The organism is Thermacetogenium phaeum DSM 12270, from assembly GCF_000305935.1.
Classification (GTDB): domain Bacteria; phylum Bacillota; class DSM-12270; order Thermacetogeniales; family Thermacetogeniaceae; genus Thermacetogenium; species Thermacetogenium phaeum.
The window spans coordinates 1,116,995-1,131,266 of sequence record NC_018870.1 but is presented as its reverse complement, the minus strand read 5'-3'; the positions used below and the strand labels follow the sequence as shown (position 1 = coordinate 1,131,266).

16 protein-coding genes are annotated in these 14,272 nt (G+C 52.3%); all 16 read right to left on the bottom strand.

What is annotated here, in order from left to right; all coding sequences use genetic code 11:
• Positions 1–18: 18 nt before the first annotated feature.
• Positions 19–819 (bottom strand): FliA/WhiG family RNA polymerase sigma factor, encoded by an 801-nt coding sequence (locus TPH_RS05560; RefSeq protein ID WP_201764504.1) that lies wholly within the window; start codon positions 817–819, stop codon positions 19–21.
• Entirely contained in the window at positions 816–1,085 is a 270-nt protein-coding gene (locus TPH_RS05555) for a hypothetical protein (RefSeq protein WP_028991042.1), read from the bottom strand. The genes TPH_RS05560 and TPH_RS05555 overlap by 4 nt, the downstream gene beginning before the upstream one ends.
• Before the next feature lie 45 nt (positions 1,086–1,130).
• Complete coding sequence (locus TPH_RS05550; protein WP_015050212.1) at positions 1,131–1,616, bottom strand: chemotaxis protein CheD; 486 nt, start codon at positions 1,614–1,616, stop codon at positions 1,131–1,133.
• The gene (locus TPH_RS05545; protein ID WP_201764502.1) at positions 1,617–2,246 is read right to left on the bottom strand and encodes a chemotaxis protein CheC; all 630 of its coding nucleotides are present in this window, start codon (positions 2,244–2,246) and stop codon (positions 1,617–1,619) included.
• A 194-nt stretch (positions 2,247–2,440) separates the two neighbouring features.
• Positions 2,441–4,453 (bottom strand): chemotaxis protein CheA, encoded by a 2,013-nt coding sequence (locus TPH_RS05540; RefSeq protein ID WP_015050210.1) that lies wholly within the window; start codon positions 4,451–4,453, stop codon positions 2,441–2,443.
• Positions 4,454–4,479: 26 nt separating this feature from the next.
• A complete protein-coding gene (locus TPH_RS05535; protein WP_015050209.1) occupies positions 4,480–5,526 on the bottom strand; it encodes a protein-glutamate methylesterase/protein-glutamine glutaminase in 1,047 nt (348 codons plus the stop codon).
• 30 nt (positions 5,527–5,556) lie between these two features.
• Complete coding sequence (locus TPH_RS05530; protein ID WP_015050208.1) at positions 5,557–6,219, bottom strand: flagellar brake protein; 663 nt, start codon at positions 6,217–6,219, stop codon at positions 5,557–5,559.
• Positions 6,220–6,225: 6 nt separating this feature from the next.
• Entirely contained in the window at positions 6,226–7,125 is a 900-nt protein-coding gene (locus TPH_RS05525; protein ID WP_049886079.1) for a MinD/ParA family protein, read from the bottom strand.
• Positions 7,052–8,299 carry a flagellar biosynthesis protein FlhF gene (gene flhF, locus TPH_RS05520; RefSeq protein ID WP_015050206.1) on the bottom strand — a complete coding sequence of 416 codons (1,248 nt, stop codon included), beginning with the start codon at positions 8,297–8,299 and terminating at the stop codon, positions 7,052–7,054. Before flhF ends, TPH_RS05525 begins: the two co-directional genes overlap by 74 nt.
• A complete protein-coding gene (gene flhA, locus TPH_RS05515) occupies positions 8,289–10,355 on the bottom strand; it encodes a flagellar biosynthesis protein FlhA (RefSeq protein WP_015050205.1) in 2,067 nt (688 codons plus the stop codon). Before flhA ends, flhF begins: the two co-directional genes overlap by 11 nt.
• 16 nt (positions 10,356–10,371) lie before the next feature.
• A complete protein-coding gene (gene flhB, locus TPH_RS05510; protein WP_015050204.1) occupies positions 10,372–11,469 on the bottom strand; it encodes a flagellar biosynthesis protein FlhB in 1,098 nt (365 codons plus the stop codon).
• A 4-nt stretch (positions 11,470–11,473) separates the two neighbouring features.
• On the bottom strand, positions 11,474–12,256 hold the full coding sequence (fliR, locus tag TPH_RS05505; protein ID WP_015050203.1) for a flagellar biosynthetic protein FliR: 783 nt from the start codon (positions 12,254–12,256) through the stop codon (positions 11,474–11,476).
• Between the two features lie 26 nt (positions 12,257–12,282).
• Positions 12,283–12,555: a flagellar biosynthesis protein FliQ gene (gene fliQ, locus TPH_RS05500; protein ID WP_015050202.1), complete on the bottom strand. Its 273-nt coding sequence runs from the start codon at positions 12,553–12,555 to the stop codon at positions 12,283–12,285.
• 12 nt (positions 12,556–12,567) lie between these two features.
• On the bottom strand, positions 12,568–13,350 hold the full coding sequence (fliP, locus tag TPH_RS05495) for a flagellar type III secretion system pore protein FliP (RefSeq protein ID WP_015050201.1): 783 nt from the start codon (positions 13,348–13,350) through the stop codon (positions 12,568–12,570).
• 4 nt (positions 13,351–13,354) lie between these two features.
• The gene (gene fliO / locus TPH_RS05490) at positions 13,355–13,780 is read right to left on the bottom strand and encodes a flagellar biosynthetic protein FliO (protein WP_236608827.1); all 426 of its coding nucleotides are present in this window, start codon (positions 13,778–13,780) and stop codon (positions 13,355–13,357) included.
• Between the two features lie 100 nt (positions 13,781–13,880).
• Positions 13,881–14,261, bottom strand: coding sequence for a response regulator (locus TPH_RS05485; RefSeq protein ID WP_428837346.1), 381 nt, complete (start codon positions 14,259–14,261; stop codon positions 13,881–13,883).
• Positions 14,262–14,272 lie beyond the last annotated feature (11 nt).

Here is a 14,272-nt window from a genome sequence, read left to right as displayed (position 1 = left end):
AAAGGTTTTCTGCCCCGCCTAACCTATTAAATCCTTTTTCCTCCTCCCTAGCCGGCCCCGCAGCCTTAAAACCGCTTTTGTATGCAACTGGGACACCCTGGACTCCGAAACGTCCAGAACCTTGCCGATTTCCTTCAAAGTCAGGCCTTCATAATAGTAAAGCGTTATTACCAGCTTCTCCTTCTCCGGGAGCCTGGCAATGGCCTCGGCCAGGGTTTTTTTCACCTCTTGAAACTCCAAACTCCTGGCGGGGTCTGTTGCCTGGGGGTCGGGGATGCCTTCCTGCAACAGGCAGGGTTCATCACCCCCTTCACCTGGAACATGACAGTAGTCTTCTAAAGAAACCAGAGTTATCGGAGCAACCCGTTGTACCAGTTGCTGAAACTGCTCCAGCGTGATTCCCAAATAATCGGCAACTTCCTCATCCTCGGGATGCCTGCCCAGCTTCTGCTCCAGATACACCAGGGCATTCTCCAACTCCCGGGACTTCCTCTGCAGCGACTGCGGCATCCAGTTCAAAGAACGCAACCAGTCGATAATCGCACCCCGGATCCGGGCAATAGCAAATGTCTCGAATTTATACCCCAAATCGGGATTAAACCGGTCCACCGCGTTGATCAGCCCGCAAATACCGGCGCTGATGATGTCATCAAACTCAAAGTAACCCTGCAGGCCAACGGCGAGGCGCCCGGCAACATACCAGACAAGGGAAGTATAGTGGAGGATCAGCTTCTCCCGGGCTTGCATATCCTTTTTCTTTTTGTATTCCTGCCAGAGCAAATTTATTTCCTGCTGGTCTAAAGATTTTTCACCCATCATTCTCCCACCTGAGGTTCACCGGATATCTTTTTAAGCAATTCAGCGCTACAAGCGGGATCGTTTTCCAACTTTTCGATTAAATCATATTCGATCTGCAGGTCGGGTCTCGGGCGGTCGGTTAAAGCATCCCCTTTTCTTTCTTCTTTGGATGGGCAAGCCTTCCAGCCCAAATGGAACAGGATAAGGACGATAAAAAGAACCAGGCTTGAGAAAGCGCCTCTCCCCAGGGCTACAGGCAGTGACAGCCCCTTTACCATGGCCGTCAAACACACAAAACGCCGTATAAGAAGGTAGCAAAACCCATTTTTGGTTCATATCACCTTTTCACCGTGAGCAATTGTTTTTATGTAAACCTTTCCCGTGAGGGTGCTGAACCTGATGCTGCGACCATAATTGCTACCCGTGTCCCGGGCAATTAAAGGTATCCCGGCTTTGCGGAGAGCTTCGATTGCGGCCTCTACATTGCGCTCCCCGATACGCATATAATCCAAAGCCTGAGCAAAGGCAAACATCTGAGCCCCGCCGGCAATTTTGGCAACGATTCTGCTTTTTATGGCCCCCGCCGCAACCATATCGGCAAGCAGAGCAGGAATGGCCGTATCAGCAAATTTCGCCTTATTTTCCGGATTTCGCGACTGACGGGAATCGGGAAGCAGAATATGGGCCAGTCCGCCTAATCTGGCCACCGGATCGTAAAGACAGACGCCGACACATGATCCGATCCCAATGCTGATTAGGTTGATGGGGGCTCTGGCAATTTTCATTTCGGCAATTTCGACATTGATGCAATTGTTCAACTACTTAAACACCCCTAGCGAATTGAGGATCTCTACTAAAGCCTCAGCCTCAGGTAAAAAAAACAGGTAGCCCACTCCACAGTCTCCCTGATAACGAAAATCAGTTTTGATGAAAAAAACGGTATCGCTGTCCACCCCATGTGAATGCAGAACGCTCCCCAAGATCGCTCCGACCATATCCAGGCACAGGGAAGGTACAGTTGGAATGTACTTCAGAGAGGTGAACATCCCCAGCGCATTCAAAAAGGAACCGGTCATGATGTTTCCGAGTTCTACCAAGGCGGAGCATCCCAGTTCCCCAAAGCAAATTGAATCATCCCGCAGGTTCTCTTTCAACAGCGCCCGAACTAGACGCCGGGCATCGGCCAGCGGCAGCAGAAATAATATGCTGCCCGGAGCCGAACCGGTGATCTGAAGATAGATTCCGGCGACATAAGTGTCCGCTCCTCCAACTGTTGCCGCCACCCGGCTGATCGGAAGCATTTGCACTTCGGGAACGCTCATTTCCACACGCATATTGAGCATTTGGGAAAGTGCTGTAGCTGCGTTCCCCGCCCCAATATTACCGACTTCCCGCAGGGCATCCAACTGAACACCTGTCAGCGATAAAGGGTATCCCAATTCGATCACCGCTCCTTAAATTCCAATCAAATCCGGATCTTTGAGCAGGAATGCCGGAACGGGCTCAGGATAAGCCGCCCGTCCAGCTTCCCAACCCCCTGTCTGATATTTCTAACCCCCAGCATCGCCGAAGGCTCTCTCTCCTTTAGCGGATCGCCCCTTCGGTCAGGCCGCACAAGGTAAAAAGAGGCGATCACCATCCTTCAGATCAGGCTGTCTATATCAAGAATCACGGAGACCTGGCCGTTCCCCAGGATTGTAGCACCGGCAATACCAGGAATGCCCGCAAGCAAACTGCCTAGCGACTTTATGACAATTTCCTGCTGCCCTATGAGATGATCGACTATCAGCCCAACGCGCCGCTCCTCTTTGCGTACCACTACTACATACAGCTCATCCTCGGCAGTTTTCTTCACAACAGGAACATCTAGCCTCTGGTCAAGCCTGATCAGGGGGAGAACACTGCCGCGCAGAAGCATAACTTCCTGATTCTGAACCTTTTTTATCTGATCCGGGAAGATAAAGGTTGTTTCATCTATGTAATTCAAGGGTATGGCATAGTGTTCTTCTCCTACAGTTACCAGGAGCGCCTGGATGATGGCCAGAGTTAAAGGGAGTACAATCTTCACTTTGGTGCCTCTGCCCTTTCTGGTCTCAATATCCACATGACCGTTGAGGGATTCGATCTTAGATTTTACGACATCCATCCCCACGCCCCGGCCAGATATGTCGTTGACAGCATCACAGGTGCTGAATCCCGGCTGGAAGATAACGTTCAACACCTCTTTATCACCAAGCAATTCGGCTTCTTTAGGTGTTAAGAACCCTTTACTCACCGCCTTTTCCCGGATGGCACCAAGATCCATACCGGCCCCGTCGTCCTCCACCTCAATAATGACATTGTTGCCCTCCTGCCGGGCGGCCAAGCGCAGCAGAGCGGTTGCCGGCTTACCCTTAGCAGTCCTCTCCTCTATCGTCTCGATCCCGTGGTCGAGGGCATTTCTGATCAGGTGTACCAGGGGTTCCCCTATTTCATCGATTAAGGTCCGGTCCAGCTCGGTCTCTTCCCCTTCCATAATAAAACTGACATCCTTATTCAGCTCACGGCTGAGGTCGCGCACCATTCTGGGGAAGCGGTTAAAAACCTGCCCGACAGGAACCATCCGCACCTTCATCACAATTGTCTGCAGGTCCGCGATCAACCTTCCCATCTGCTCGATGGCATCCAGCAAGTCGGTCAGGTGATGGGTTGAACCGATCTGTTCCAGCCTTGTTTTATTGATCACCAGTTCCCCCACCAGGTTCATGAGATCGTCAAGGCGCTCGCTCTCCACGCGGACGGTTTTCAAATGCAGGGAGTGGGAGGTAAAGTTGTCTTGGGAACTGTTTTGACCACTTCTGACCGACACAGAGGGTGCTCCGCTCAAGCGCTTATTGCCGGCATCTTCCGTTTTGGAGGCGCCACAAGAATCATCCCCCGTAAGCCTCTCAATGGTCCCCACTCTAACCTCCGATATTCCTTCCAGGGCCTCAATTATTTCCCTTTCCTCGTGACGAGAAACGAGCACAACTTGAAAACTGTTATCAAACTTTTCCTCTTCCAAATCCTGAACCGGAGGCAGGCACTTGATGATCTGCCCGAAGTCCTCCAGACAGCGAAACACCATGTAGGCACGCACCGACTTCATAACCGTTTCCGGAGCCAGATCGATCTTAATTCGGTATGGAATGTAATCGCTTTGTCTGGCTGAGTTCAAAACGCTCTTTTCATACTCATTGAATTCCATTTCCCCTTCCGAAGCAGAACCCTCTTGCGAAAAGGACGGAGCAGCCTCACCGCTGGCAGCAATTTCCCGCAGCGCCGTCAGCAGTTCGGGAGAAAACCCCGTGTCTTCTCTCCTCTCCTCCACTCCCTTCAGCATCTCTGCCAGGTTGTCGAGGCACTTTAAAAGCAGATCAATTACCTCCGGAGTAACAGCCAGCTTGCCGTTTTTAAAAAGCGCCAGAGCATTTTCCATCTCATGGCTGAGGGAAGTGATCCTTTCAAACCCCATAGTTGCAGCCATACCCTTGAGGGTATGCGCAGTTCGAAAAATCTCGTTCAAGATGCCGGTATCGTCCGGATTTTTTTCCAGCTGCAGAAGGTTATTGTTGAGCGACTCCAGGTGTTCATTGGCCTCGGCGATAAAAAGATCTATGTAATGGGATAGATCCATCTGAAACCCCTCCTCTTCGCTCCATCTCATTTCTCATTGGTCATGCGGATTATCTCAGAGGCTATAAAAGGAAGCGGCAGAACCCGATCGGCCAGCTGAGCTTCCACAACAGCCCTGGGCATCCCATAGACGACAGCTGTGTCCCTGGCTTCCGCGATCGTCCGCGCTCCCGTTTCTTTCAATGCCCTCATCCCCTGACAACCGTCGTGCCCCATTCCGGTCAGAATGACACCTATTAAATCGAACCCTTTCAATTTTGCCGCTGACAGCATCAGAACATCGACCGAGGGCCGGTGACCGTTGACCGGTTCACCCTTCTTCAAATGCAGTCGCAGCTCACTTCCAGCCGCCAGCGGCTGCTCTACCCGGAGGTGATAACCACCGGGTGCAATATAGACCGTTCCGGCCACAACCCTCTCTTCGTCCTCCGCCTCTTTTACCCGCAGCTGCGAATTTTGATCGAGCCTTTCCGCCAGGGAACGGGTAAAACCGGCGGGCATGTGTTGCACAACAAGGAAAGCAGCGGGGAGACCGTCTGGCAGTCTCGACAAAAGCTCATTCAAGGCTTTTGGCCCACCCGTTGACGCCCCTACAAGCACCAGCTTTTTAGGCAGCTGATCGCTCCTCCTTTTCCCCGTCGGTTTAAACAGTCGCAGCCCACCCCAGCCCGTCAGCCGAGAAGAGACCTTCACCTGGGAGGCGATTTTTACCTTACTTATGAGGTTGCTCCGCAACTTTTCCAAATCAACCGGGGTTGTTCCCGAGGGTTTGGCAACAAAATCCACAGCTCCTTTTTGCAGGGCTTTAATCGTTGTTTCCGCGCCGGCCTCCGTAAAACTGCTTAACATCACGACGGGGAGGGGCTTCTCTTGCATGATCTTTTCCAGGGCCTGCAGCCCGTCCAATACCGGCATTTCCACATCCAGCGTAATCACATCGGGCTCTAAAGCGGCAATTTGCTTCAGAGCCACGGCACCATTGGCAGCCGTCCCGACCACCTCAATGGCCGGATCTGACGCCAGCATGTCAGAGATGATTTTTCTCATAAAAGCAGAGTCATCGACAACAAGCACCCTGATCGTGTTAATAATCCCGATACCCTCCTAATAGATGCGCCGTTTATGCATCCGGCGCTGCAGCTCATAAACATAAGAAACGATTTTCTGGCGTTCCGCTTCCTTAATAACCGTGAACTCGATCCCCAGCATATAACAGGGAGAACTCCCTCCCTTTTTCATCTCTACCCGGACAACCTTTCCTAAAGCCTCAACTACCCCTCTCTGCGGCAGTGAAACCTCCAGCTCCAGGCTCTCCCCTTCCGGAAAAGGGAGGGGCGATTTCAGCATCAATCCACCACCGCTGATATCGACAGTCTCCATCTGATAAATTGGAGGAGGAGAAAGATTGCCGCCGGTACTCACCGGAGTTAAAGTCACGGGAATTCTTGCCTTCATCCGCAGGAAACTGCGCCGCTGCCGGCGCCTGATCATCTGCGGGGACTCCACCGTGATCGTGGGAAGATGGCCCTTACCCGTGCCGACAATCCGGGTTGTAAAGCTGTATACTGCCGAACTTCCACAGTATTCAACGGTAATTACCTCCCCCTCCTCTAACGGAACCGTTTTTTGGCCTTTCAGCGGAGCAGCCAAAACGATCCGGTTCGGAGAGATGTCCTCAACCCTGCTGGGATAGCATCCACTATAGGCACCCTTTTGAGATACCTTGATCACGACCCTTTTGTTGATTCTCAATTCCGCTTCCGTCAATCCATTTCACCCTTCTCTGGGTTTTTTCTGCAAAAAGGAGACAACCTGTTCCACAAAATCTTTCAGTCCGGAGTTGCCGTCCTTTTTGATTTTTCCGAGAGAAGAAGCGATTTTTAAAGTGCTGAGGGACGCCGGAGCATGAGGAGAGGCCAGATAATAATGCTGGTTTTTTTTAACTGCATCCGGAACCGCCCGGTCGTACGGAACATACCCCACGACTTTTAGTTCCACACCGAGGAATTGCCTCGCCACACGAACAAGCTTCTCAGCTGCGGCCTCCCCCTCGCGCTCATTCTTCGCCATATTAACGATCAGTTTAATTCGGTGCGCCCCGCGGTGGTTCTTCAGCACTTTAATCATCCCGTAGGCATCGGTCAAAGCAGTAGGTTCTGGTGTTGTCACCAACATCACCTCTGTCGCCGCCAAAGCAACGGCCAGAACCTGCCTGGTAATACCGGCACCGGTGTCAATAAACAAATAATCCAGCTTGCTGTCCAGAGCGGCCATTTCCCGGAGGATTTTTGTCAGGACCAAGGGTTCAACATTGGCGATCTCCTCGATCCCCGAACCACCCGGTATTACCCGGAGGCCGGCAGGTCCTTCGATCAATACCTCCCTGATCGACCTTTCCCCTTTCAAGACATGGGTTAAATTGTATTTCGGCACGATCCCCAGTATAATGTCCACATTGGCCAGTCCGAGATCGGCGTCCCACAGCAGCACGCGGTATTTTGCTTTCGCCAGGGCGAGAGCCAGTCCCAGTGCCAGATTTGTTTTCCCCACTCCCCCTTTTCCACTGGTGACCGCGATCACCCGGCAGTTCTGAACGGCTTCAAAAACCTGGCTGCGGACTTGATCCTGTAGGGTTCTGGCCAGGAATCTTAACCTTTCGGCCTGGTCGTTCAAGATCACTCACCTTCATTATCAATCTTGCGAGTTGCAGAGGATCAGGCACGGCAATATCATCCGGCACCCTTTGTCCGGTAGTGACATAGGCCAACCCTTTGCGCATTCTGTTGACAACGTTGAGAATAACACCATGCCTTTGGGTTTCATCGAGTTTGGTAAATATCAACTGCTTGACAGGAAGATCCGAGAATCTTTTAATCGTCTCCAACAGATCGGCTTGCTTCGTGTTCGCTCCCACGACGAGAAAGATATCCAGCTTCGGGCAGGGGTCCAGAAAAGCCTTTAATTCCGTCATGGCCATTTCATCAAGAGGGCTTCTCCCTGCGGTATCGATGAGAACCAGATCCTTATCATCGTGTTTTGCGAGAGCCTGCTGCAGTTCTTTGGGGCTGTAGGTCACTTCCAGAGGTAGAGCAATGATATCGGCATAAGTTTGCAGCTGGTCGACGGCAGCCACGCGGTAAGTATCCACAGTCGCCAAAGCCACTTTTTTCTTTTCCAGAATGGAAAAGATGGCTGCCAGCTTGGCGATGGTGGTTGTCTTGCCAACACCGGTGGGGCCCACCAAAACGACCCTTTTCTTCTCATTCTCTTTGTTAAAAGCAATAGGGCGGGGACGGAGAAGGCGTTTCGCTATGCTTTCTTCGACCGCGGAGAGAGCCGCTTCCTCCCCCCAGCTGGAGGGGTGCAGGCGCTCCATTGCTTCATTGATGATCCTGCGGGCCAGCCTCTCCTCCACTTCGTTGGCCCTCAGTTGGCGGTAAATTTGCTGAAAAGGTCCCGGATAAGTGCCGCTTTCCTCTGCTCCGGTTGTTTCCAGTTCTGAAAGCATCTTTCCGAGGATCAACTTGATATCCCTTAACTCCTCTTTCACATCTAAATCATCATCAACCTCATCCTTTGCCGGATAATTTCTGTAAAGAGGTGCCCTCTCTACCGGCTCTACCGCCCTCCTGACCGGCTCTTTAGAAAACGGCGCCGTCCGCCCGTTCATCTCATCATCATCGGCAACGGCAGCGGTCACCTCCACCATCTCCCGGCCGAAAAAACCCAAGAAACCGCCCCGGCGGTACTTTCTTGTCTGCAAAATCAGGGCATCCTTGCCGAATGTATGCTTGACTTGGCTCAGCGCCTGCTGCATATCATCTGCTACAAAACGCCTAATTTTCAAGAATACTCACCATCCCCAGCGATTCTACTTGGATGTTCGGTGGAATTTCATTGAAAGACAGAACGGCAAGCCCAGGTATCAGTCTTTCGGCCAAACGCTTTAAGTGCAGTCTCACTATGGGGGCGCAGAGGACGATGGGCTGATGGCCCGCCTCCATAACCCTCTTAGCGGCCTCCCGCAATCTCTCCAGGATGCGCTGGGCCTTCTGGGGCTCCAAAACCAGATAGGAACCCTGCTCTGTTTTTTGAATTCCCTCCTTCAAACTCTTCTCCAGTTCCGGTTCCAAGGTCAAAACATAGAGCTTCTCCCCTTCCAGATGCTGGACGACAATCTGCCTTCCCAGAGCCTGGCGCACCTGTTCTGTCAGCACATCGGTATCCCTGGTCGACCGCGCATTATCGGCTAAAGTTTCCAGGATGGTCACCAGGTCCCTGATGGAAACCCGCTCCTGCAGGAGATTGGCGAGCACCCTCTGGATCTCCCCCAAACTCAGCAAATCGGGATAAAGCTCGTTAACAACGGCAGGATGGGTTTTTTTAACATAGTCCAGGAGATTTTGAACATCCTGTCGGCTGATTATTTGGTGAGCATGCTTCTTAATAACTTCGGTCAGGTGGGTGGCCAGCACCGATGTCGGATCGACTACCGTAAAACCGGCCAGTTCCGCCTCTTCACGGCGGTGTCCGCGGACCCACAAAGCAGGCAGACCGAAGGTGGGCTCCTTCGTCTTGAGCCCCTCCAGCTTTTCCTGAACACCTGGACCCAAAACCAGGTAGTGATCCAACATCAAATCCCCGCTCCCCACTTCTACCCCTTTGACTTTAATAACATAATGGTTGGGGCTCAGCTGCATATTGTCCCGCAGTCGCACCGGCGGCACCACGAAGCCGAGTTCCAGAGCTATCTGGCGCCTGATTGATACGATCCGGTCCAGCAGATCCCCTCCCTGCTCCGCGTCCACGAGGGGAACCAGATTATAACCGAGCTCTATTTCCAGCGGGTCAACCTGGACGAGAGAAAAGGTGTGCTCCGGTTTCTTGCTCTCTTCCAGCTCCCGGCTGCGCTCCTTCTCTTCCTCCTGAATCCTGGCCTCCCGGAAGGAGCGGTCGAGGGTCATCCCCAACCCCACCAGCAATCCGGTCACAATGAGAATTGGTAAGAAAGGAAGTCCAAAAACAGCCAGCAGAACCAGGATCCCTCCTGCGATAAGAAGCGCCTTCGGATATTGAAGAAGCTGCCTCAGAAGGTCGAGGCCGAAACTGGACTCTGCCGCAGCCCTGGTCACGATAATCCCCGCCGAGGTCGAAACCAGGAGGGCGGGAATCTGCGTCACCAGTCCGTCACCTACGGTAAGCACAGTATAGGTTTCCAGAGCCTGCTGGAAAGACATTCCCTTTTGAAGCATCCCTACCAAAAAGCCGCCGAGAATATTGATCACAACGATCACCAGGGCGGCGATGGCATCCCCCCGCACGAACTTGCTGGCGCCGTCCATCGCCCCGTAAAAATCCGCCTCCATCTGGATCTGGCGTCTTCTTTGCCGGGCCTCGTTCTCGGTGATCAAACCGGCATTGAGATCGGCATCGATGCTCATCTGTTTCCCGGGCATAGCATCCAGAGTAAAGCGGGCGGCGACTTCGGAAACACGTTCCGCTCCCCGGGTGATAACGATGAACTGAATGACGATGAGAATAATGAAGATGATAAATCCCACTACAGGATTCCCGCCGATCACAAAACCCCCGAACTTCTGAACAACCTCACCGGCATAAGCGTGAAGAAGAATCAACCGGGTGGTGGAGACATTGAGACAGAGGCGAAAAAGAGTCATAATCAAGAGCAAGGTAGGAAAAACCGAGAACTCCAGGGACTCCTGGATAAAAAGCGAAACCAGCAGGATCAATAGGGATACGGTTATGTTGACGATCAGCAAAAAGCTCAGGAATTCGGCCGAGACGGGAACGATCATCATCACCACCGACAGGATGATGATCACCGCCACGGCAACATCGCCGTACCGGAAAAGACGGCTGTTGAGAAGATATCCCCCTGCCAATCCAACTCACCTCTATCTATTGAAATCGCCGCCGCTGTCGCAGGCGATAAACAAAGGCCAGCACGCCGGCTACCGCCTCATAAAGTTCGGGCGGTATGACCTGATCGACTTCCACAGTCTGATATAACACCCGGGCCAGAGGAGGGTCCTCGTAAATGGTGATCCCGTGCTGGCTGGCAATTTCCCTGATCCGCAAGGCCAGAGCGTCTACCCCTTTGGCCAGCACCACCGGAGCATTCATCTCCTCCGGCTCGTAGCGCAGCGCAACCGCATAGTGGGTCGGGTTGGTGATCACCACATCGGCCTTAGGAACCTGTTGCATCATCCGGTGATAAGAAACCTGCCTCTGTCTCTGGCGAATTCTCCCCTTGATCAGGGGATCCCCTTCATACTGGCGATACTCATCCTTCAGCTCCTTTTTAGTCATGCGGAGAGACTTACTGTGTTCCCAGTACTGATAGATGTAATCGACTACAGCCAGAAGGAGAAGGAAAACACCTATCTTTAAGATAATCTTGCTGCTCAAATCACCAATTTGACCTACAGCATCGACCACGCTCATATCGACAAGCCTGGGGAAGATATAGATATTTGCCTTGATGGTGCTGTAGACAATGTAGCCGATAATCACCACCTTGGCAACGGCCTTTCCCAACTCCAATAAGGCACGACGGGAAAATATGCGCTTCCAGCCGCTGATGGGATTGATCCGCTCGAGCCTGGGGGTGAGCGGGGCCCCCGTGAAGAGAAAACCGACCTGCAAATAATTAGCCACCAGCCCCGCTCCCAGAGCAACCGCCATCACCGGCAGGCAAACCTGAAAAAAGGACAATGCCGTTAACACAAGAAGGTGAAGCAGGGTTTTCTGATCAAAATCCTGCAGCAGAAAATCTCTAAATATACTGCCCCCGAAACCGGCCACCTGCATCCCCAACCAGGGGCTTAAAACTTTAATTGCCAGAAAGGTCGAGAGCAGGATAACCGCAGAGTTGATTTCTATGCTTCGGGCCACCTGCCCCCTTTTCCGGGCCTCTTCCCGGCGCTTGGGGGTCGCCTTCTCGGTGCGCTCCTCGGCAAAAAGCTGGAGATCGAATCGTTCAGACAGGAACAACAACAGTTCACCGTCCTAGAATAAGCAATATCCTGTTAAGGTCTTCAAAAAGTCCGGCAAATGTGCGCCCGAACATCCAGATCAACAGCGGCAGCAACAGAAGCATCAAAGCTACCCCGAGCCCTATTTTCAAGGGCATCCCGATCAAGAAAACGTTTATCTGGGGCACGGTCCGGGCAACAACCCCCAAGGCCAGATCGGCAATGAACAGCGCTCCTAAAATGGGGAGAGCGATTTGAAAAGCAGCGGTAAACATCTCTCCCATCAGATCGACGAGAAAGGAGTAACTGGAGCCCGTCAAGTGCACCTCTCCGACCGGCAGCACGCGATAGCTTTTGTCGACGGCGGCCAGGAGATAGTGATGCCCGTCTATTGATAAAAACAGGACAATTGCCAGCAGATACTTGAAAGTACCGATAACGGGAACCTGGACGCCGGACTGGGGATCGATGACATTGACGATCCCATAGCCGATCTGCATATCGATGATCTGTCCGGCATACTGAAAAATGGCGAATGTTATTTGGGTGAGAAACCCCAACATCAGGCCGATCAGCACCTCCCCGAGGAACTGCAACAGGTAACCCCCCAAAGTCCCGGCTATCGGCGGCGATTGTTGGGAATAAACGCTGGCAAGAAAAAAGGCAACAAGGGCGGCCAACCAGACCCTCACCTGGATGGGCAGATTGCGGCTGTTAAAAGGAATCGCCGCCAGAAATAGGCCGACAACCCTTCCCCAGATCAGCAGAAAGAAATCCGCTTTTTGTAAGATCAAATTCATAAAGTCCATCGCCGCTTCCCCGTCTTAGCAGAAGCTCACCTGACACCCATCGTATAAATGCTCAGCAGAATATCTTGGGTAAAGGAAACTAAAATCTTCAGCATCCAGGGAGCAAAGGCAACCGCCGTTATCAGGACGGCAATTATTTTGGGAACGAAGCTTAAAGTCTGCTCCTGGATCTGGGTTGTTGCCTGAAAAATGCTAATGACCAGCCCCACCAACAAACTCACCCCCAGGAGAGGTGCCGAAACCAACAGCACTGCGTACAGAGCCTCACGCCCCAAAGTGATGATCGCGTTCTCCGTCATTTGGACACTCCTTTAGGAAAAGCTCAGGATCAGGGATCTTACCAGTAAATGCCAGCCGTCGACCATAATAAACAGCAGAATTTTGAAAGGAAGGGAGATCATCATCGGCGGCAGCATCAACATTCCCATGGACATCAGGGTACTGGCGACGATCATATCGATCACCAAAAAGGGAATATATATCATAAAACCGATCTGAAAGGCGGTTTTCAATTCGCTGATGGCAAACGCAGGTATAAGCACATAGTTCGGAATATCCTCATAAGTGCGGGGTCGGGGTATTTTGGCCAAGGAGACAAAGAGGGCCAGATCCTTTTCCCTTGTCTGCTTGAACATAAAAGTGCGGATGGGTTCCATCCCCCGTTCAAAGGCCACCTCTTGATCGATCTCCCCCCTCAGGAAAGGCTGCAGGGCATCGCGGTTGACCGCCTGCCAGGTCGGTGCCATGATAAAAAACGTTAAGAACAAAGCAATCCCGATCAGCACCTGATTGGGGGGCATCTGTTGTGTGGCCAGAGCGCTTCTTAAAAAGGAGAAGACGACGATGATCCTGGTAAAGGAAGTCATCATAATGAGAATCGCCGGCGCCAGTGACAGCAAAGTAATGATCAAAAGAATCTGAAGGCTCTGGGATACCTCCTGAGGATTCTGGGCGGTACCGACCTCTATGTTGACCCTGGGGACAGGCACCGACTGAGCGCTCGCCTCTCGTGCGAGAGAGAGCCAGCAGACAAGCCCACAGATCGCCATCGCCGCCACCAGTCCGGCGGTCAGAAACCGCTTCCTCACCCCCATGAGATCAGTCCCCTTCCCCCGAGTGACAACTTTCCTCAATGTTTTTCCTGTTCAAGAAAACATCCCGGAAAGACTTTTTCCAAAAGGGCAGCCGCCCTCTGCCGGCAGCAACCGCAGACCTGATTTCGGCATCCAGTTCCTCAGCTGCCAGAAAATCTGCCTGAGAGGCATTTTTGATCTCCATCAATTTCGTGATGTTGTGATCGGTCACACCTAAGACATAGATCTTCCCCGCTATCTCCGCCAGGATCAGGGCGCGGTTGGGACCGATAGCAACCTGATCGAGAATTCTGATCCAGCGGCCGGTTCCGGAAAAGGATGCCTGCCTTTGTAAAAACTTAATAACCAGCACGGCCAAACCGATCACAATGATCAGGCTAATAGTTAGACGCAGGAGCAGAGAACCCATATCCGGTGCCGCTACCTGCATAGGTTCCTGGTACTCAAACTGTGATGAAACGGAAGAAAAAAACAAGGGCCAAAAGGAATTCAGGAAAAGGGGTTTTGGCATCACGAATGTTCCTCCAGACTCACCGGATGGCCTTGGCAACTGCCTCCAGAACCCTTTCCGGCTGAAAAGGTTTAACGATGAAATCCTTGGCGCCGGCCTGGATAGAGTCGATCACCATTGCCTGCTGCCCCATGGCGCTGCACATAATAACTTTGGCATCGGCATCGAATTTGCGGATTTCCCTTAAGGCGGTGATTCCGTCCATCTCCGGCATGGTTATGTCCATGGTGACCAGATCGGGGCGCAACTCCTTGTATTTATTAACCGCAGCTATTCCGTTTTCGGCCTCTCCGACCACCACGTAACCGTTCTTGGTCAGAATGTCTTTGAGCATCATCCGCATGAAAGCGGCGTCATCTACGATGAGAATGCGTTTTCCCAAGATTACTCCCTCCTGCATCCCGGCCGCTG

Coding starts and splice junctions, on each gene's coding strand:
- fliR (WP_015050203.1), bottom strand. CDS start 12,256: ATGGACTTTATGAATTTGATCTTACAAAAAGCGGATTTCTTTCTGCTG.
- fliP (WP_015050201.1), bottom strand. CDS start 13,350: ATGGGGGTGAGGAAGCGGTTTCTGACCGCCGGACTGGTGGCGGCGATG.
- TPH_RS05485 (WP_428837346.1), bottom strand. CDS start 14,261: ATGCAGGAGGGAGTAATCTTGGGAAAACGCATTCTCATCGTAGATGAC.
- fliO (WP_236608827.1), bottom strand. CDS start 13,780: ATGCAGGTAGCGGCACCGGATATGGGTTCTCTGCTCCTGCGTCTAACT.
- TPH_RS05540 (WP_015050210.1), bottom strand. CDS start 4,453: ATGGATCTATCCCATTACATAGATCTTTTTATCGCCGAGGCCAATGAA.
- TPH_RS05560 (WP_201764504.1), bottom strand. CDS start 819: ATGATGGGTGAAAAATCTTTAGACCAGCAGGAAATAAATTTGCTCTGG.
- fliQ (WP_015050202.1), bottom strand. CDS start 12,555: ATGACGGAGAACGCGATCATCACTTTGGGGCGTGAGGCTCTGTACGCA.